Source organism: Amycolatopsis sp. NPDC051903 (assembly GCF_044452505.1).
Lineage (GTDB): Bacteria > Actinomycetota > Actinomycetes > Mycobacteriales > Pseudonocardiaceae > Amycolatopsis.
Map to the genome: position 1 here is coordinate 117,914 of NZ_JBITBT010000020.1, position 15,698 is coordinate 133,611.

The following is a 15,698-nucleotide window of genomic DNA, read 5'->3' on the forward strand; positions in this document are numbered from 1 at the left end:
CATTCTGCCGTACCGACAACGAAGTCCGGTCTCGCCCAAGGATGTGCACCATGAAGTTCTCCCTGTTCTACCCGGTTTCCCTCGGTTCGCCGGACACGAAGCCGCTCGGCTCGGGTCTGCTCGGGCTCGACGCGGGACTCTACGGCCGGGCCGTCGCCGAACTGCGCGAGCAGGCGGTCCGAGCCGACGAAACCGGCTGGACGTCGCTGATGATGGCGGAGCACCACTTCGAAGTGGAGGGCTACCACGTCACGCCGAACCCGTTGCTGCTCAACGTGCACCTCGCCGCGCACACGAAACGGCTGCGGCACGGGCAGATGGGGCTCGTGCTGCCGAACTGGAACCCGCTGCGGCTGGCCGAGGACATCGCCGTCGCCGATCACCTCACCGGCGGGCGGCTCGACATCGGCCTCTCCCGCGGCTACCAGGCCCGGTCGGTCGGTGTGCTCGCGCAGCACGTCGGCGCGTCCTCGGCGGGCGCCGAAGCCACCGACGCGCGCAACCGGCGCGTGTTCGAAGAGTGGTTCGACGTCATGCGGCGCTCGTGGACCGAGGACCTGTGGTCGCGCGAAGGCGAGTTCATCCAGGTGCCGCCCGCCGGACTGCCCTGGGCCCACCCGATCTCGACGCGGCTGGGCGCCGGCGTCGCCGACGGTCAGGTGGCGCAGCTCGCCACCGTCCCGAAGCCGGTGCAGCTGCCGCACCCGCCCGTGTTCACGACCGTCACCAAGAGCGCCGCGAGCATCGAATGGGCCGCGAAGGTGGGCAGCTCCATCGTCACGCTCGCCACGGGCGACGACGTCGTCCACGGCATCTTCCAGAGCTACGCCGACGCGGCGGCGAAACACGGCCGCACGGTCCGCCCCGGTGAGTACCGGCCCGAAGGCGGGGTGGCGCTGTGCCGGCTCGTCGCGGTGGCCGAGACGCACGAGGAGGCGTGGGAGAGCGCCCGCCAGAGCCTCGCGTTCATGGGCGACTGGCTCGGCGAGTTCGGCTTCTTCGAGGCCTGGCGCCTGCCCGGGCAGGAGGGGCCGGTGCCCCGGACGCTCGAACAGCTCGTGGAGGCCGGGATGCTGCTGGTCGGCACGCCCGACGAGGTCGGCGAGCAGGTGCAACGGCTGCAGGACGAATTCGGGCTCGAGTACCTCGTGTTCATCGCCTGTGCCGGAGCGGTGGAGCACCGCCGGATGCTGGACACGATCGGCCTGTTCGGCGAGCACGTGATCCCCGCGTTCCAGCCCGTCCCGGTGGCCTGAGGTGCCCGAGGGGCCGGGCCGGACCGGGGAACCCGACCTGCAGTCGGTGCGGCGGGCGTTCGCGGCCCTCGACGTGCTGGTCGCGTCGGCGCCGCGAGCGGTGCGCGTCGCCGACCTGGCCCGGCACCTCGAAGTCAGCCCCGCGACCGCGTCCCGGGTGCTCACGACGCTGGTCGAGGAGGGTTACGCCGCGCGGACGCCCGACCGCCGCTACACGATCGGCGTGCGGTCACTGCCGCTGGCCACGAACTGGCTGCGGCGCCTGCGCGACGCGGCGCTGGGCCCGGCGATCCGCGTCGCGGACCAGACCGGCGAGATCGTGGTGGTCAGCCAGCTGCTGGGCGGTGAGCAGGTCCCGCTGCTGTGGCACCTGCCGCGGCGGCGCGAGGGCATCGGGGCCGACGTGCTCGGCCACGTGCTCAGCCCGTACCCGCTGTGGGCGACCGCGAGCGGCCGCGCGCTGCTGGGCAGCTTGCCGTCCGAACAGCGCAGCCGGTTGCTACCACCCGAACCCGTACCCCGGCTGACCGACGCGACCCCGCTCGACCGGGCGGGGATCAGGAGCGCCATCAAGGCCGGGCTCAAGGGCGGCCTGCACTTCGAGCGAGGCGAAGTCCACAGCGGACTGTGGTGCTGCTCGGTCGCGCTCGAACCCACCGGCTCCGGCGAGCGGCTCGCCCTCGCGGCGGTCTGCCTGGCCGAGCCCAGCGCCACCCAGGAAAGACGAATCCACCGCGTACTGCGGCAAGAGGCGTTCACCACGATCGTCGGTCTCACAGCGCTCGGGGCGCCGGAGTGAGGCAGACTCGGGGACGCGGGAGAGGAGTGCCATGACCGTCACCACGGGGCCGGCCGGCGTCGACGGGGAGCTGTTCCGCGAAGCGATGGCGGGCGTGTGCGCGCCGGTGTCCGTCGTGACGACCCTGCACGAGGGCCGCCCGCACGGGACGACGGTCAGCGCGTTCGCGGCCCTCTCGGCCGATCCGCCGCTGGTGAGCGTCGCGCTCGACACCGGGTCACGGCTGCTCGCCCGCGTCCGCGCCACCGGGCGGATCGGGATCAACGTGCTGACGCGGGAGCATTCGGCCCTCGCACTGAGCTTCGCGAGCAAGGCGGCGGACAAGTTCGCGGGCGTCGACTGGCTCCTCGAGGACGGCCTGCCGCGGCTGGCCGGCGCCGGGTGGCTCGCCTGCACCGTCGCGGACCTGGTGCCGGGCGGTGATCACGTCGTCGCGTTCGTCCGCGTCACGTCGGCGGTGCCGCGGCTGGACGAACCGCTGACGTACCACAATCGGGCGTTCGGCACCCATCTCCCGGAGGAGGCAGGATCGTGAAGGTTGTCGTCGGCACGGAGCCGCAGCTGGTGGAGGCGGACGACCTGACGTCGCTGTCGGTCGAACGCCGCGGCGGGGCGGACGTGGACGCGGTGCTGCGCGCGGCCGGCGCCGGCACGGTGGCGGACGAGCACGCGTGGCTCTCGATCGCTTGGCTGCGGGCCCGGGGCCCGGCCGGCGACGCCGAGTGGCCCGCCGGGTTCGCGAAGATGATCCACTACGCCGCCTCGAAGGGCTGGGCGGACGCCGAGCACAAGACCGTGCGCGCCCACATCGTCTGAGCCGGGGGAGAGGAGCGCGCATGGACGCGATCGTCGTCGGCAGCGGGATCAACGGCCTCGTCGCCGCGGCCGAGCTGGCCGGCGCCGGGTGGTCGGTGACGCTGGTGGAGCGCACCGACCGGCTCGGCGGGTTCATCACCAGCGAGGAGCGCACGCTGCCGGGTTACGTCCACGACACGTTCTCCTCGTGGCACCCGTTGTTCGTCTCCGGCGGCGCCTACGCGGCGCTCGGCGAGGACCTCCACCGCCACGGGCTGGTCTACCGCAACACCGACGGCCCCCTCGTCGCGAGCATCGCCGACGACGGGCACGCCGCCGTCGCCCACCGCGACCCCGAGCGGACCGCGGCCGGGTTCGAGCACGCCGAGGACCGGGCGCGGTACCTGAAGGCGCTGCGGGACTTCCTCGACCACGCCGGCCCGATCGGCGGACTGCTGGGTTCGGAGCTGCGCTCGCCGGCGTTGCTGCGCCACGGGGGCGGCCTCGCGCGCGAACTCGGGCGCACCGGTACGGAGCGGTGGCTGCGCGACTTCGTGACGAGTGGCCGGTCGTGGTGCGCGCGGGAGTTCACCGGCCGCGAGGCCGATCACCTGTGGGCGCCGTGGCTGCTGCACGCGGGCCTCTCGCCCGACCAGGCCACCGGCGGGTTCATGGTGCCGGTGCTCGCCGCGACCCTGCACGGCTTCGGCCTGCCCGTCGTCGAAGGCGGCGCCGGGCGGTTCGTGGACGCGTTCCGCTCGCTGCTGGAGGAACGCGGGGTCGAGATCCGCACGGGCGCGCCCGTGGAGCGCATCCTCGTCGAGCGCGGCCGTGCGACGGGGGTCGTCGCCGGGGGCACGACGCTGCGCGCGGACCGGGCCGTGCTGGCTTCGGTGACGCCGACGGCGTTGTACGGCGAGCTGCTGCCCGCCGACACCGTGCGCGCCGCGGTCGCCGACGAAGCGCGGCGCTTCCGCTACGGCCGTGGCGAGATGCAGATCCACGTCGCGCTGTCCGCCCCGCCGGCGTGGCGCGACGACCGGCTGCGCGAGATGCCGCTCGTCCACGTGTCCGACGGCTCGCCGAGCACGGGCATCGCCTGCGCCCAGGCGGAAGCCGGCCTGCTGCCCGACCGGCCGACCATCGTCGTCGGCCAGCAGTACGTGCTCGACCCGTCCCGCGTGCCCGCGGGCGCCGCCGCGCTCTGGTTGCAGCTGCAGGAGGTGCCGTTCGCGCCGGTCGGCGACGCGGCCGGCGAACTCGACGTCTCCGGCGGCTGGACCGCCGATCTCGCCCACGGGTACGCCGACCGCGTGCTGGACCGCATCGCGCGGCACGCTCCTGGGCTGCGTGAACAGGTCCTGGCCGTCGACGTGCTCACTCCGGCGGACCTGCCGCAGCTCAACGTCAACGCGGTCGCCGGCGATCCGTACGGCGGCTCGGCGGAGGTCGACCAGAGCTACCTGTGGCGGCCGCTGCCCAGCGCCGGTCGCCACCGCACGCCGGTGGCGGGCCTCTGGCACATCGGTGCCTCGACGCACCCGGGCGCCGGTCTGGGCGGGGGATCGGGGCACCTCGTGGCCCAGACCCTGCTCACGCCTTCCCGCTCGGAGCGGGTGTCGGCGTTCGTCAAGGGCTTGCGCCGCTGAGCTGTGCGGTCGCGGGCGGATCGACCTAGCATCGACCGGGCCGATTTCCTCACCGGCAGGCGGGAGGTGGCATGGTCCGCGGCGGCGAGCCACCCGTGAACCCGCCCGAGAAAGCGGTGCTGCGGCGCGCGCAGGCGATCCTCAAGTCGTTCGACGCGAGTTCCTCGGTGCTCGGGATCAGCGAGCTGGCCCGGCGCAGCGGCCTGCCGAAGGCGACCGTGCACCGGCTGGTGCAGGAGCTCGTCGAATGCGAGCTGCTGGAGCGCGACGGGCGCCGCTACCGCCTCGGCGGGTGGCTCTACGAGCTCGGCCAGCGCGCGCCGGTGCACCGTTCGCTGCGCGTGGTCGCCGCGCCGTTCCTCGACGACCTTGCCCACGTCACGCAGGAAACCGTCCTGCTCGTGGTACCGGGCCACGACGGGATGCTGTTCACGGAGAAGTACGTGGGCAGCCGGGGCCGCGGCCGGGTCGTGACGCAGCTCGACGGCCGGGTCCCGGTGTACAGCGCGGCTTCCGGCAAGGCCATCCTCGCGTTCGGCCCGCCGGAACGGGTCGACGAGGTGTGCGAATCGGCCTCGCCCGACGCGTATCCGCCGCTGGACGCGGCGCGGCTGCGCGCCGAGCTGGGTGAGATCCGCCGCCGCGGGTACGCCGTGTCGCACATCGAACCGGCCCCGGGCTACGGCGCCATCGCCGCCCCCGTGTGGTCCGACGGTGCCGTCGTCGCGGCGCTGAGCGTGGTGGCGCCCGGTGACCGGCTCGACGTCGGCCGGTTCTCGGCCGCGCTGCTGCTGGCGTGCACCGCGCTGACCCGCCGCCTGCGCGGCGCCCGGGCGCAAGCGTTCCACTGACCGGACCGTTGGTCTTCACCACGGGCGCTCGGCGCCGCACCATGGCCGCTCCCCAGCGGGACGGGCGCTCGTCCCGGGCAGACGAGGAGGACCAATGGCGGACTCTCTTCCCCCACCGCGCCGGTCGATGCGCCGCATCGTCCTGGCGGGCCTCGTGGGCAACGCCCTGGAGTGGTACGACTTCTTCCTCTACGGCACGGCCGCCGCGACCGTGTTCAACAAGCTGTTCTTCCCCGCGGTGGACCCGATCGCCGGCACGATCGCCGCCTTCGGCACCTACGCTCTCGGCTTCGCCGCGCGCCCGATCGGCGGCCTCGTCTTCGGCCACTTCGGCGACCGGATCGGCCGGCGCGCGATGCTCGTCACCACGCTCACGATCATGGGCCTCACCACCGCTCTGGTCGGCGTGCTGCCCACCTACCAGCAGATCGGGCTCTGGGCGCCGATCCTGCTGACGGTGCTGCGGGTGATCCAGGGCATCGCCGTCGGCGGTGAGTGGGGCGGCGGCGTGCTGCTCATCAGCGAGAACGCCGACCCGCGCAAACGCGGCATGCAGTCGGCGCTGGGCCAGAGCGGCGTCAGCGTCGGGTTCGTGCTCAGCGCGGCCGTGTTCGCGCTGCTGAGCGGGACGACCAGCCCGGCGGCGTTCCAGTCGTGGGGGTGGCGGATCCCGTTCCTGATCGGGATCGTGCTGCTGGGCGTCGGCCTGGTGATCCGGCTGAACGTGCTCGAAACGCAGTCGTTCCGCCAGGTGCAGCAGCGCCGCGAAACCGAACGCTTCCCCGTGCTCGCCGCGATCCGGCAGCACCCGCGCGCGGTGGTCGTGTCGTTCGGCGCGCGCCTGGCGGAGAACGGCGGCAGCTACATCTTCCTGGTTTTCGTGCTCACGTACGCGAACCAGCTCGGCATCGCGCAGTGGGTCACGCTCGTCGGCGTGGTCCTCGGCGAACTCTTCGAGGCGATCGCGATGCCGTTCTGGGGCGCGCTGACCGACCGCGTCGGGCGGCGGCCGGTGTACCTCGCGGGCGCGATCGCGATGATCGTCTGGGCGGTGCCGTTCTTCGCCCTGCTGCACACGCGCGAAACCGTGCTCGTGTGGGTCGCGCTCGTGGTCGCGAACGCGGTGTGCCACGGCGCGATGATCGGGGCGCAGGCGAGCTTTTTCAGCGAACTGTTCGGCAGCGGCGTGCGCTACAGCGGGGTCGCGCTCGGGCACGAGCTCGCCTCGGTGCTGGCCGGCGGCCTGTCGCCGCTCATCGCGACCGTGCTGCTCGCGTGGCTCGGCACGTGGTGGCCGATCGCGGCCTACCTCGGACTGCTCGGGCTGCTCACCGTCGCTGCGCTCGCGTACGCGCCCGAAACCGCCGCTCGCGACCTCGACGCGATCGGCCGGACGGACGCCGAGCGCACCACGGAACTCGCCCGATGACCGCGGCCGCCCTCGTCGCCGCGTACGAGCACCCGTACACCCGGCATCCCGCGTCGGGCACGACGACCGAGCAGGTCCTGCGAGCCGCGTTCCGGGGCGTGCTGGCCGAAGCCGGCCTGCGCGCCGAGGACGTAGACGGGCTGGGGGTCGCGTCGTTCACGCTCGCACCCGACCACGCGATCGATCTCGCGTGGCGGCTCGGCCTGCGGCTGCGCTGGCTCATGGAGGATCCGCACGGCGGCGCGAGCGGGCTCAACCTCCTGCAGCACGCGATCCGCGCGGTCGAGGCCGGCGACGCGGCGACCGTCGTCCTGCTCGCCGGTGACCACCTCGACCGCGCGGCGTTCCGGCACCTGGTGGAGAACTACAACCGGGCCACGGCGGAAACCCTGACCCCGCTGGGGATCGCCGGGCCCAACGCGCTGTTCGCGATGCTGACCCAGCGGCACGGCCAGGCCACCGGACTGTCCGAAAAGGACTACGCGCAAGTGCCGCTGTCGCAACGCCGCTGGGCCGCGCGCAACCCGCACGCGGTGTACCGCGCACCGCTCACGCTGGACGACTACCTGGCCGCCCCCGTCGTCGCGCCGCCCCTGCGCCGCTACGACTGCGTGCCGGTGGTGACCGGCGCGGACGCCGTGGTCGTCAGGGCCGGCGCGGAAGGGCCGCGCGTCGAGGTCCGCGCTTTCGGAGCCAGCCACAACCACGACGGGCAGCGGGGCGACGGGCTGCACACCGGCCACCACCTCGTCGCCGACCGGCTGTGGGCCGACGCGGCGCTCGGCCCCGCCGACGTCGACCTCGCCTGCGTCTACGACGACTACCCCGTGATGGCCCTGGCCCAGCTGCAGGACCTCGGGCTGGCGCCGGACCCGCGGCGCTTCCTGCACGAACGCCTCGCCGACGGGCACTGGCCGCTCAACCCGTCGGGCGGGCAGCTGTCCGCGGGCCAGGCCGGTGCCGCCGCCGGGCTGCACGGGCTCGTCGAAGCCGTGCGGCACCTGCTCGGCCGCGCCGGCGAGCGGCAGGTCGACCGGGCGCGCCACGCGCTCGTCACCGGCTACGGGATGGTCCTGCACCGCTACGGCGCCTGCGCCAACGCCACGATCCTGGAGGGGAAACGATGAGCGACGCGGTGACCGCCCGGGTCGAGCAGGTGACCGAGGCGAACGGGGTGCGCGTGGCGACCCTGCGCACCGGCGCAGGGGACGTCGTCGTCGGACGGCTCGACGGCGCCGAGGCACCCGGCGACGACGTCCGGGTGACCGCGGCGCCGTCCGGTCCGGGGACGGCGTGGGTCCCGGCCGGTCACCGGCTGCCCGACCGGGCCGAGCCGGCGCGGGCGCTGTGGCCCGCGACCTGCACGGTGCCCCGGCTGCTCACGCGCCAGGCCGAAGTGCACGGCGACCGGCCGCTGGTCGTCTGCGGAGCCGTGACCTGGACGTACCGGGACACCGCGGACCGCGCCGCGCGCGCGGCGGGGATGCTGCAACGCCGCGGCGTGGTGGCCGGCGACCGCGTGGCGCTGCTGTGCGGGAACCGCCTGGAACTGCTGGAGATCGTGCTGGGCTGCGCGTGGCTGGGCGCGATCGCGGTGCCGCTCAACACCGCCGTGCGCGGCGCCGGGCTGCGGCACACGCTGGCCGATTCCGGCGCGAGCGTGCTCGTGGCCGAACCGCACCTGGTCACGGCGCTCGAAGGCATCGACGTGCCCGAGACGCTGGCGCAGATCTGGGTGCTCGACGGTCCGGACCACCCGGTGCCCGCCGATCCCGTGCCCCCGGCCGACGCCGCGCCGGGCGACACCGTCGCGATCCTCTACACCTCCGGCACCACCGGACTGCCCAAGGGCGTGTGCTGCCCGCACGCGCAGTTCTTCTGGTTCGGAGTCACGGTCGCCGAATGCCTGGAGCTCGAACCCGCCGACGTGCTCTACACCTGCCTGCCGCTGTTCCACATCAACGCCCTCACCGCGTTCTTCCAGGCGCTCGTGACCGGGGCCCGGATCGTCTACGGCGAACGGTTCTCCGTATCGCGGTACTGGACCGAGGCCGAGGCGTGCGGGGCGACGGTCACGTACCTGCTGGGCGCCATGGTGCAGCTGCTGCTGGCCGCGCCGGAGTCCGAACGCGACAGTGCCCACGCGGTGCGGATCGCGCTGTCGCCGGCGACCCCGACGGCGTCGCACGAACCGTTCCGCGAGCGCTTCGGCGTGCGGCTGATCGAGGGGTACGCGTCGACGGAGACGAACATGATGGTCGGCGCGCACGCTCGCAGCCAGCGGCCGGGCTGGATGGGCGTGGTGCTGCCGGACTACGAGGCGCGCGTCGTCGACCCCGCGGGCCTCGACGTCCCCGACGGCGAAGCGGGGGAGCTGGTGTGCCGCTCGCGCCTGCCGTTCGCGTTCGCGACCGGCTACTTCGGCAACCCCGCTGCCACCGCCGCGGCCTGGCACGACCTGTGGTTCCACACCGGCGACCGGGTGGTGCGCGACGGCGCCGGGTGGCTGCGGTTCGTCGACCGCGTGAAGGACAGCATCCGCCGCCGGGGTGAGAACATCTCGTCGATGGAGGTCGAGCAGGTGCTGGCCGCGCACCCGGCCGTCGCGGCGGTAGCGGTCTTCGCGGTCCCGTCGGAGCTCGCGGAGGACGAGGTCATGGGCGCCGTCGTCCGGCGCGCCGATATCACGCCGCTGGAGCTGGTGCAGTGGTGTGAACCGCGGCTGTCGTACTTCGCGATCCCGCGGTACGTGGACTTCGTCGACGACCTGCCGCTCACCGAGAACGGCAAGGTCCGCAAGGCCGTGCTGCGCTCGCGCGGGGTGACCGGGGGGACGTGGGACCGCGAGGCGGCCGGCTACCGGCTCCGGCGCTGACGTCTCGTCCCCGCGTATGAGGGGACCGCCGCTTTTCGTCCTCGCGGTCGATCTTCCGAGTGCCGCCGTTCGGCGAACCTGGGAGGGAAGCCGAGGGACGGAGAACGGAATGGCATCGACGGACTTTCTCACCGAGGTGCGGCGCCCGCCGCGGGGCGAGGTCAAGGGCCTGCCCGTGTGGTACTTCGCGCTGGCCGGATTGCTGGTGGCGAGCAACGACATCGCCACGCAGTTCAGCGACCGCTACGCGTGGGTGGCGCTGCTGCCGCTCGTCCTGCTGCTGGTGCACGTGGTCCTGTGGTCGACGATGCTGTCGCGCCGGCGGCAGTACCTGAAGGCTGTGTGGCGGCGGAAGCAGGCTCTCGGGCTGGTCGCCGTGCTGTTCGTCGTGCGCCTGCTCCTGCAGGTCGTGCTGTCGCGGGTGACCGACAGCGTCGCACCGCTGCACAGTTACGCGCACCTGATCATCGGCCTGGTGCTGCTGGTCGTGACGACCGCGGCGGCGTGGTTCGACCAGTGGCTGGTGCTGCGGGTGCTCGACAAGGACCGCGCGTGACGCGACGTGGTCCGCAGCGCGGCGACGGCGGTGAGCGTGGATGCTGGGGACATGGCTCAGACTCTGCGGCTCGGTGCCGTCACGGTCACCCCGGTGTTCGAGTTCGCGACACCCAGCCGCCCGCCCGAGGTGATGTTCCCGGACCTGGACCGCGCCGTCTGGCGTGCGCACGAGAGCTGGCTCGCGCCCGACTTCTGGGATCCCGGGACCGGTCTCCTGCAGACGCGGGTGCAGACCTGGGTGCTGCGCAGCGGCGGGGAGACCGTGCTCGTCGACACCGGGGCGGGCAACGGCAAGGCGCGGCCGGAGATGCCGGTGTTCGACCACCTCGACACGGATTTCCTCGCCCGGCTGCGGGCGGCCGGCGTCGCCCCGGACGACGTGACGACCGTGGTCAACACGCACCTGCACGCCGACCACGTCGGCTGGAACACCGTGCTCGACGGTGGCGAGTGGGTGCCGGCGTTCCCGAACGCGCGGTACCTCGTGTCCCGCGCGGACCACGACTTCTGGAACCCGGCCACCGGTTCGCCCACCCGGCTCGGTGCGGGCAACGACGGCGTGTTCGAAGACAGCGTGGCGCCGGTAGCGCGGGCCGGGAACCTGGTGCTCTGGGAGGATTCGTTCGCGGTGACCGCCGAACTGCGGCTGGAACCCGCGCCCGGGCACACCCCCGGTTCGGCCGTGCTCGTCGCCGAGTCCGGCGGAGACCTGGGGCTATTCGTCGGCGACGTGCTGCACCACCCGATCCAGCTCGTCGCTCCGGATCTGAACAGCTGCTTCTGCGAAGACCCGGCGAGCGCCCGCGCGACCCGGCGGCGGCTCTTGGACCGCGCGGCCGACGCGACGGCGCTGGTGTTCCCGGCACACCTCGGCGGCGGGCTCGCGGTCGAGGTGCGCCGGTCGGGGAGCGCGTTCTCGGTGGCGCGCTGGGGGTTCGAGGCATGACGATCGTCCGGACCACCGGCGGGCGGTCGAAGGCCGGCGCGATCCCCACGGTGTGGACGTTGCCGGGATCCCTTACGCGCCAACGCGAACCTCCGCGGCGACCCGGCGAACGTGACCGTGGCCGGGCCGCCGGCGCCATGCTCGTGGCGTGCCTGTTCGCTTTGCCCGGGGCGGACGGGTTGTTCCGGCGCTAGATCAGCCAGATCTGCAGCGGGGCGCCGCTTCCCGAACCGGGCGGCGACCGGCGACCGATCACGTCGTTGACCGGACCCGCTCCGGCCGCCGCGCGCGCCGGCCGGTGACCATGCTGACGATGCCGGTGACGAAGGTCAGGATCAGGCCGGCGGACATCACGACGTTGCCCGCGACAGTGCCGAGGTCGGCGGACACCAGGTTCGGGGTGAGCTGCCCGGAAATCCCGCCGACCCCGACGATCCAGAACGCGATGAGCACGCTGAACACCGCGTGCCACCACCAGCGGGCGGTGGCCAGCGAGAGCAGGCCGGCCACGAGGATGAACAGGATGCCGGGCGGGAACGCGAGCCCGAAGGATCCTTGCGCCGCGGCGAACTTCGCCGGGTCGGCGGCCCACTGCACGAGCAGCCCGACGATCCCGATGACCAAGCCGGCGAACGCGAACAGGGTGAATCGGTTGAGACTGCGGACCATGTCCGACTCCTTCACAGGGAATGGGGACGCGACGAACCGGCGGTGACGACCGCGGCCACCCCGCACACCGCGGCGACGGCGAACCCGGCCAGCTGCCCCTGCCGGCCGCGAAGTCCCCGACGTGGCCCGGGTCGAGTAGCCGGTGCGCGGACTCCGGGGACGCGACGCCACCGAGGTTGAAGAACGCACTCATCGCCGTGACGGCCAGCGGCGTGAACCGCCACGGCACCACCGCGAACGCGGGGTAGACGAGCGGCCTCGGCCCGCCGTACCCGGTGGCCTCGTCGGCGACCGCTGCCACCACCAGCGCACCACACGTGGCGACGAGGAACCCCGATGCCGGCCGTGCGCACGGCCGAGCGCGGTGCGGGCTCGCTGGATCTGTGCGGACACCGGACTTCCCCTCACCGCGGGAACTGCGTTCGCGACCAGTGTCGGGGCGGGGCAGCGCACAGGAATCCGCCGGGAAGCGACACTTCGGCGGCGGGGAATACCTCACGGGACGTACGCGCAGCGTTGATCCGGCGCGGTTGCCCGGCCGTCGTTGCTGCGCTTGCAGTGGTCCGGAGCGCCGGAAGCGCCTACCCGTCGCGCAGACTGCCCTGCGACAGCACGGTGATGACCTCCGCGTCGCCCCCCCCGCCGAGGTCGGCGAACCGGTGCCGGCGCCCGGCCTGCGAGTAGCCGCTGTCGCCAGCCCCGAGCGTCATCATCGGATCGTTGCCCTCGAGCGAAAGCAGGTCCTGAGGCCGGCTCCGACGCGTCCTGACCGGAAATTCGCTGGTGACCGCCGAGCTGCCGCGGGCACACTGCGGGCGTGGCCGTACTGGAGAAAACCGCGTCCGCACGGGGGACCGGGCTGAGCCTGGCCTCGTGGGTGCTGTTCGGCTGCTCCGGTCCGCTGGCGAAGGCCGTCATGGCGGCCGGCTGGTCGCCGGGTGAGGTGACGGCGGTGCGGATCGCGCTGGCGGCCGGGTTGCTGCTGCCGGTGGTCGCGGTGCTGCGGCCGGGGGCGCTGCGGTTCCGGCGTCGTGAGCTGCCGCTGGTGTTCGGCTACGGCTTGCTCGGCGTGGCCGGCGTGCAGCTGTTCTTCTTCGTGGCGGTGGCGCGGATCCCGGTCGGCGTGGCGATGGTGCTGGTGAACCTGGCGCCGGCGCTGGTGGCGTTGTGGGTCCGGGTGGTGCGGCGCACGCGGCTGCCCGCGCTGGTGTGGGCCGGGCTCGCGCTGGCCCTGCTGGGGCTGGCGCTGGTCGCGGAGTTCTGGCACGGGGCGCGGCTGGACCCGGTCGGCGTCGCGGCCGGGCTCGCGTCGGCCGCTTGCTCGGCGGGGTACTTCCTGCTCGGGGAGCACGGCGCGCGCCGCCACGACTCGTTCGGGCTGACGGCGGCCGGGCTCGCGATCGGCGCGGTGGTGCTGGCCGTCGTCAGCCCGCCGTGGTCCGCCGGGCCGCTCACGAGCACCGCGGCGCTCGGCGGCCTCCGGATTCCGGTGTGGCTGCTGGTCGTGGTGCTCGCCGCGTTCGCCACCGCGGTGCCGTACCTCGCGGGGTTGCGGGCCCTGCGTGACCTGTCGTCGTCGCGGGCGAGTGTGCTGGCGCTCGTGGAACCGCTGGTGGCCGCCGTGCTCGCCTGGGTGCTGCTCGGTCAGGCGCTCGGGCCGGTGCAGCTGGCGGGCGTGGTGCTGCTGTTGGCCGGAGCGGTACTGGTGCAGGTCGCGAGCTCGCGGGTGCTGCCCGCACCGGGATGACGCGTCAGCGGAGCACCTCCGCGTTGTGCTCGCCGATTCCCGGCGCCGGGCGCGGGTCGAGGCGCGTGCCGTCGACCACCAGCGGGGATTTCGGGGCGCGGTGGGGCCCCACGCCGGGCTGGTCGAGGGTCGCGAACAGCTCCCCGTCGAGCGCGCCCGACCCGGGGAGTTCGGCGAAGGTCCGGTAGCGCTGCCACAGGATCCGGTTGCCCTCCAGCGCTTCGGCCGCTTCGGCGAACGGCGTGCGCTCGAACCACTGCGCCAGCAGCGTCGAGATCAGTTCGCGGTGTTCGTACCGCGCCGCTTCGCCGGTGAAGTCGATCCCGAGCGAGGCGGACAGGGCGGTGAACGTGTCCGTCAGGCCCGTGGCGGTCAGGAGCTTGGCCCAGTGCCGCTCGGTGAGCACGACGATCACCACGCGAACGCCGTCGGCGGTGGTGAAGTCGCGGCCGTACGTGCCGTGGACGTCGTTGCCGGATTTGGTGCGTTCGTGGTCGGTGACCTGGGCTTCGGCGAGGTAACCGAGGTTGCCGGCGGTGGCGAGGGCGACGTCTTCCAGCGCGACGCGCAGCGATGTGCCCCGGCCCGTCTGAAGCCGGCGGCGTTCGGCGGCGAGCAGGCCCGTCGCGAGGTACAGGCCGGCAGCGAGGTCCCACGCGGGCAGCACGTGGTTCACCGGCGCGGGCAGAGCGGCCGGTCCCGTGATGAGCGGGAAGCCGGTGGCCGCCTGCACGGTGTAGTCCACGGCGCCACCGCCGTCGGCGCGGCCTTCCAGCAGCGCGTGGATCACGTCGGGGCGCCGCGCCGAGAGGGCTTCGTAGGTGAGTTCCGGATGGCGGTCGGTGTTCGTCACGACGACACACGGTCCACTGTGGACGATCAGGTCGGCCACTCGCTCCCGGCCTTCGGCCGCCCCGAGGTCGAGGGCGATGGCGCGTTTGCCCTTGTTGAGCCCGGTCCAGTACAGGCTCGTGCCCTCGTCGGACAGCGGCCAGCGCGTGCGATCGGGCGCACCGCCGAGGGGTTCGACGCGCACGACGTCGGCCCCCAGCTGAGCGAGCGTGAGCCCGCACAGGGGAGTGGCGACGTAGCTGGAGATCTCGACGACGCGCAGTCCCGCGAGCAGCGGCTCAGGCATCGGCTTTCCCCGTGAAGTCGGGCTTGCGGCGCTCGCGGTGCGACGCGAGGCCTTCCCGCACTTCCGGGCCGGCGAACCCGTAGAACTCCAGCGCCACCGACGCGTCGAAGATCGCGCCGGCGAGCTGGCGGTACCACATGTTGAGGCTCTGCTTGGTGAAGCGGATCGCGTTCGGGGCGCCGTTGGCGAGCTCGTGGGCGATCTCCCGCGCCGTCGGCAGCAGGTCCGCGTCGTCGTCGACGCACAGCGACACCAGGCCGATCCGCTCGGCCTCCTCGCCGGTGAGCGGGCGGCACGTGAGCAGGTAGTACTTCGCCTTCGCCATGCCGCACAACAACGGCCAGCAGATCGCCGCGTGGTCCCCGGCCGCGACGCCGAGCCGCGTGTGACCGTCGACGATCTTCGCCGTCCTGGTCACCACGGACACGTCGGCCAACACCCCCGCGACGAGTCCGGCGCCGACCGCCGGGCCGTGGATCGCCGAGACGATCGGCTTCGAGCAGTCGATCACGTTGTACACGAGGTCACGCGCCTCCCGCATGGTGCGCGAGCGGGCTTCGAAATCGGTGGTCAGCTTCTCGACCAGGTCGAACGAGCCACCGGCCGAGAACCCCTTGCCCTCGCCGCGCAGCAGGACCGCGTTCACCTCGGGGTCGCGGTCGAACTCACGCCAGATGTCCGCGAGCTCCCCGTGCGCCTCGTCGCTCACGGCGTTGAGGTTCGGCGCGTCCAGCACCAGTTCGACGACACCGTCCTCGTCCGGCCCGTCGACCCTCAGCTGCGCGAAACGTCCGTATCGGCTCATGCGGCTCCCTCCGTGGTCAGGCGGCGGGCGGGCGCGGACCTTCGAGGCGAGGTGACGTCACGCCCTCTCGCCGTGCGGACCGGGCCGGTGCCCATCCTCGCCGTGAGGCTAGCGAGTCCTGGGTGAGAGGGCGCAGCGGACGAAGGTGTTCCGCCACCCGGGTGGGCCCCCAGCGCGCGGA

The 15,698-nt window shown here is 73.3% G+C and carries 16 protein-coding genes; 12 read left to right on the forward strand and 4 right to left on the reverse strand.

The window, feature by feature from the left end:
* Window positions 1-50 precede the first annotated feature (50 nt).
* The 11 genes from ACIA77_RS32495 (at window position 51) to ACIA77_RS32545 (ending at window position 11,158) form a co-directional block, all read left to right on the forward strand.
* On the forward strand, window positions 51-1,256 hold the full coding sequence (locus tag ACIA77_RS32495) for an LLM class flavin-dependent oxidoreductase (protein WP_395889843.1): 1,206 nt from the start codon (window positions 51-53) through the stop codon (window positions 1,254-1,256).
* 1 nt (window position 1,257) lies between these two features.
* The gene (locus ACIA77_RS32500; RefSeq protein WP_395889844.1) at window positions 1,258-2,055 is read left to right on the forward strand and encodes an IclR family transcriptional regulator; all 798 of its coding nucleotides are present in this window, start codon (window positions 1,258-1,260) and stop codon (window positions 2,053-2,055) included.
* 31 nt (window positions 2,056-2,086) lie between these two features.
* Window positions 2,087-2,590 carry a flavin reductase family protein gene (locus ACIA77_RS32505; RefSeq protein WP_395889845.1) on the forward strand — a complete coding sequence of 168 codons (504 nt, stop codon included), beginning with the start codon at window positions 2,087-2,089 and terminating at the stop codon, window positions 2,588-2,590.
* The gene (locus ACIA77_RS32510; protein ID WP_395889846.1) at window positions 2,587-2,871 is read left to right on the forward strand and encodes a hypothetical protein; all 285 of its coding nucleotides are present in this window, start codon (window positions 2,587-2,589) and stop codon (window positions 2,869-2,871) included. The genes ACIA77_RS32505 and ACIA77_RS32510 overlap by 4 nt, the downstream gene beginning before the upstream one ends.
* A 20-nt stretch (window positions 2,872-2,891) precedes the next feature.
* Window positions 2,892-4,499, forward strand: coding sequence for a phytoene desaturase family protein (locus ACIA77_RS32515; RefSeq protein ID WP_395889847.1), 1,608 nt, complete (start codon window positions 2,892-2,894; stop codon window positions 4,497-4,499).
* Window positions 4,500-4,570: 71 nt separating this feature from the next.
* On the forward strand, window positions 4,571-5,350 hold the full coding sequence (locus ACIA77_RS32520; RefSeq protein WP_395889848.1) for an IclR family transcriptional regulator: 780 nt from the start codon (window positions 4,571-4,573) through the stop codon (window positions 5,348-5,350).
* 94 nt (window positions 5,351-5,444) lie between these two features.
* Window positions 5,445-6,779, forward strand: a complete 1,335-nt coding sequence (locus ACIA77_RS32525) for an MFS transporter (protein WP_395889849.1) — start codon at window positions 5,445-5,447, stop codon at window positions 6,777-6,779.
* Window positions 6,776-7,906, forward strand: coding sequence for a thiolase family protein (locus ACIA77_RS32530; protein WP_395889850.1), 1,131 nt, complete (start codon window positions 6,776-6,778; stop codon window positions 7,904-7,906). Before ACIA77_RS32525 ends, ACIA77_RS32530 begins: the two co-directional genes overlap by 4 nt.
* Window positions 7,903-9,654 carry an ATP-dependent acyl-CoA ligase gene (locus ACIA77_RS32535; RefSeq protein ID WP_395889851.1) on the forward strand — a complete coding sequence of 584 codons (1,752 nt, stop codon included), beginning with the start codon at window positions 7,903-7,905 and terminating at the stop codon, window positions 9,652-9,654. Before ACIA77_RS32530 ends, ACIA77_RS32535 begins: the two co-directional genes overlap by 4 nt.
* A gap of 109 nt (window positions 9,655-9,763) precedes the next feature.
* Window positions 9,764-10,210, forward strand: coding sequence for a hypothetical protein (locus tag ACIA77_RS32540; RefSeq protein ID WP_395889852.1), 447 nt, complete (start codon window positions 9,764-9,766; stop codon window positions 10,208-10,210).
* A 51-nt stretch (window positions 10,211-10,261) separates the two neighbouring features.
* The gene (locus ACIA77_RS32545; protein WP_395889853.1) at window positions 10,262-11,158 is read left to right on the forward strand and encodes an MBL fold metallo-hydrolase; all 897 of its coding nucleotides are present in this window, start codon (window positions 10,262-10,264) and stop codon (window positions 11,156-11,158) included.
* A gap of 252 nt (window positions 11,159-11,410) precedes the next feature.
* On the opposite strand, the gene ACIA77_RS32550 is transcribed toward ACIA77_RS32545, so the two are convergent.
* Together ACIA77_RS32550 and ACIA77_RS32555 are read right to left on the reverse strand one after the other, a co-directional pair.
* Window positions 11,411-11,827 (reverse strand): hypothetical protein, encoded by a 417-nt coding sequence (locus tag ACIA77_RS32550; RefSeq protein ID WP_395889854.1) that lies wholly within the window; start codon window positions 11,825-11,827, stop codon window positions 11,411-11,413.
* Between the two features lie 581 nt (window positions 11,828-12,408).
* Window positions 12,409-12,537 carry a hypothetical protein gene (locus tag ACIA77_RS32555; RefSeq protein WP_395889855.1) on the reverse strand — a complete coding sequence of 43 codons (129 nt, stop codon included), beginning with the start codon at window positions 12,535-12,537 and terminating at the stop codon, window positions 12,409-12,411.
* 107 nt (window positions 12,538-12,644) lie between these two features.
* Here ACIA77_RS32555 and ACIA77_RS32560 point away from each other — a divergent pair, with 107 nt between their 5' ends.
* Window positions 12,645-13,574, forward strand: a complete 930-nt coding sequence (locus tag ACIA77_RS32560; protein ID WP_395889856.1) for an EamA family transporter — start codon at window positions 12,645-12,647, stop codon at window positions 13,572-13,574.
* 4 nt (window positions 13,575-13,578) lie between these two features.
* Here the strand turns inward: ACIA77_RS32560 and ACIA77_RS32565 are convergent, their stop codons facing one another.
* The gene (locus tag ACIA77_RS32565; RefSeq protein ID WP_395889858.1) at window positions 13,579-14,712 is read right to left on the reverse strand and encodes a CoA transferase; all 1,134 of its coding nucleotides are present in this window, start codon (window positions 14,710-14,712) and stop codon (window positions 13,579-13,581) included.
* A complete protein-coding gene (locus ACIA77_RS32570) occupies window positions 14,705-15,517 on the reverse strand; it encodes an enoyl-CoA hydratase/isomerase family protein (protein WP_395889859.1) in 813 nt (270 codons plus the stop codon). Before ACIA77_RS32570 ends, ACIA77_RS32565 begins: the two co-directional genes overlap by 8 nt.
* Window positions 15,518-15,698 lie beyond the last annotated feature (181 nt).

Excerpts from the sequence above, each read along its gene's own strand:
- ACIA77_RS32495 (WP_395889843.1), top strand. The coding sequence starts at position 51 with ATGAAGTTCTCCCTGTTCTACCCGGTTTCCCTCGGTTCGCCGGACACG.
- ACIA77_RS32505 (WP_395889845.1), top strand. The coding sequence starts at position 2,087 with ATGACCGTCACCACGGGGCCGGCCGGCGTCGACGGGGAGCTGTTCCGC.
- ACIA77_RS32515 (WP_395889847.1), top strand. The coding sequence starts at position 2,892 with ATGGACGCGATCGTCGTCGGCAGCGGGATCAACGGCCTCGTCGCCGCG.
- ACIA77_RS32520 (WP_395889848.1), top strand. The coding sequence starts at position 4,571 with ATGGTCCGCGGCGGCGAGCCACCCGTGAACCCGCCCGAGAAAGCGGTG.
- ACIA77_RS32525 (WP_395889849.1), top strand. The coding sequence starts at position 5,445 with ATGGCGGACTCTCTTCCCCCACCGCGCCGGTCGATGCGCCGCATCGTC.
- ACIA77_RS32530 (WP_395889850.1), top strand. The coding sequence starts at position 6,776 with ATGACCGCGGCCGCCCTCGTCGCCGCGTACGAGCACCCGTACACCCGG.
- ACIA77_RS32535 (WP_395889851.1), top strand. The coding sequence starts at position 7,903 with ATGAGCGACGCGGTGACCGCCCGGGTCGAGCAGGTGACCGAGGCGAAC.
- ACIA77_RS32540 (WP_395889852.1), top strand. The coding sequence starts at position 9,764 with ATGGCATCGACGGACTTTCTCACCGAGGTGCGGCGCCCGCCGCGGGGC.
- ACIA77_RS32545 (WP_395889853.1), top strand. The coding sequence starts at position 10,262 with ATGGCTCAGACTCTGCGGCTCGGTGCCGTCACGGTCACCCCGGTGTTC.
- ACIA77_RS32550 (WP_395889854.1), bottom strand. The coding sequence starts at position 11,827 with ATGGTCCGCAGTCTCAACCGATTCACCCTGTTCGCGTTCGCCGGCTTG.
- ACIA77_RS32555 (WP_395889855.1), bottom strand. The coding sequence starts at position 12,537 with ATGACGCTCGGGGCTGGCGACAGCGGCTACTCGCAGGCCGGGCGCCGG.
- ACIA77_RS32565 (WP_395889858.1), bottom strand. The coding sequence starts at position 14,712 with ATGCCTGAGCCGCTGCTCGCGGGACTGCGCGTCGTCGAGATCTCCAGC.
- ACIA77_RS32570 (WP_395889859.1), bottom strand. The coding sequence starts at position 15,517 with ATGAGCCGATACGGACGTTTCGCGCAGCTGAGGGTCGACGGGCCGGAC.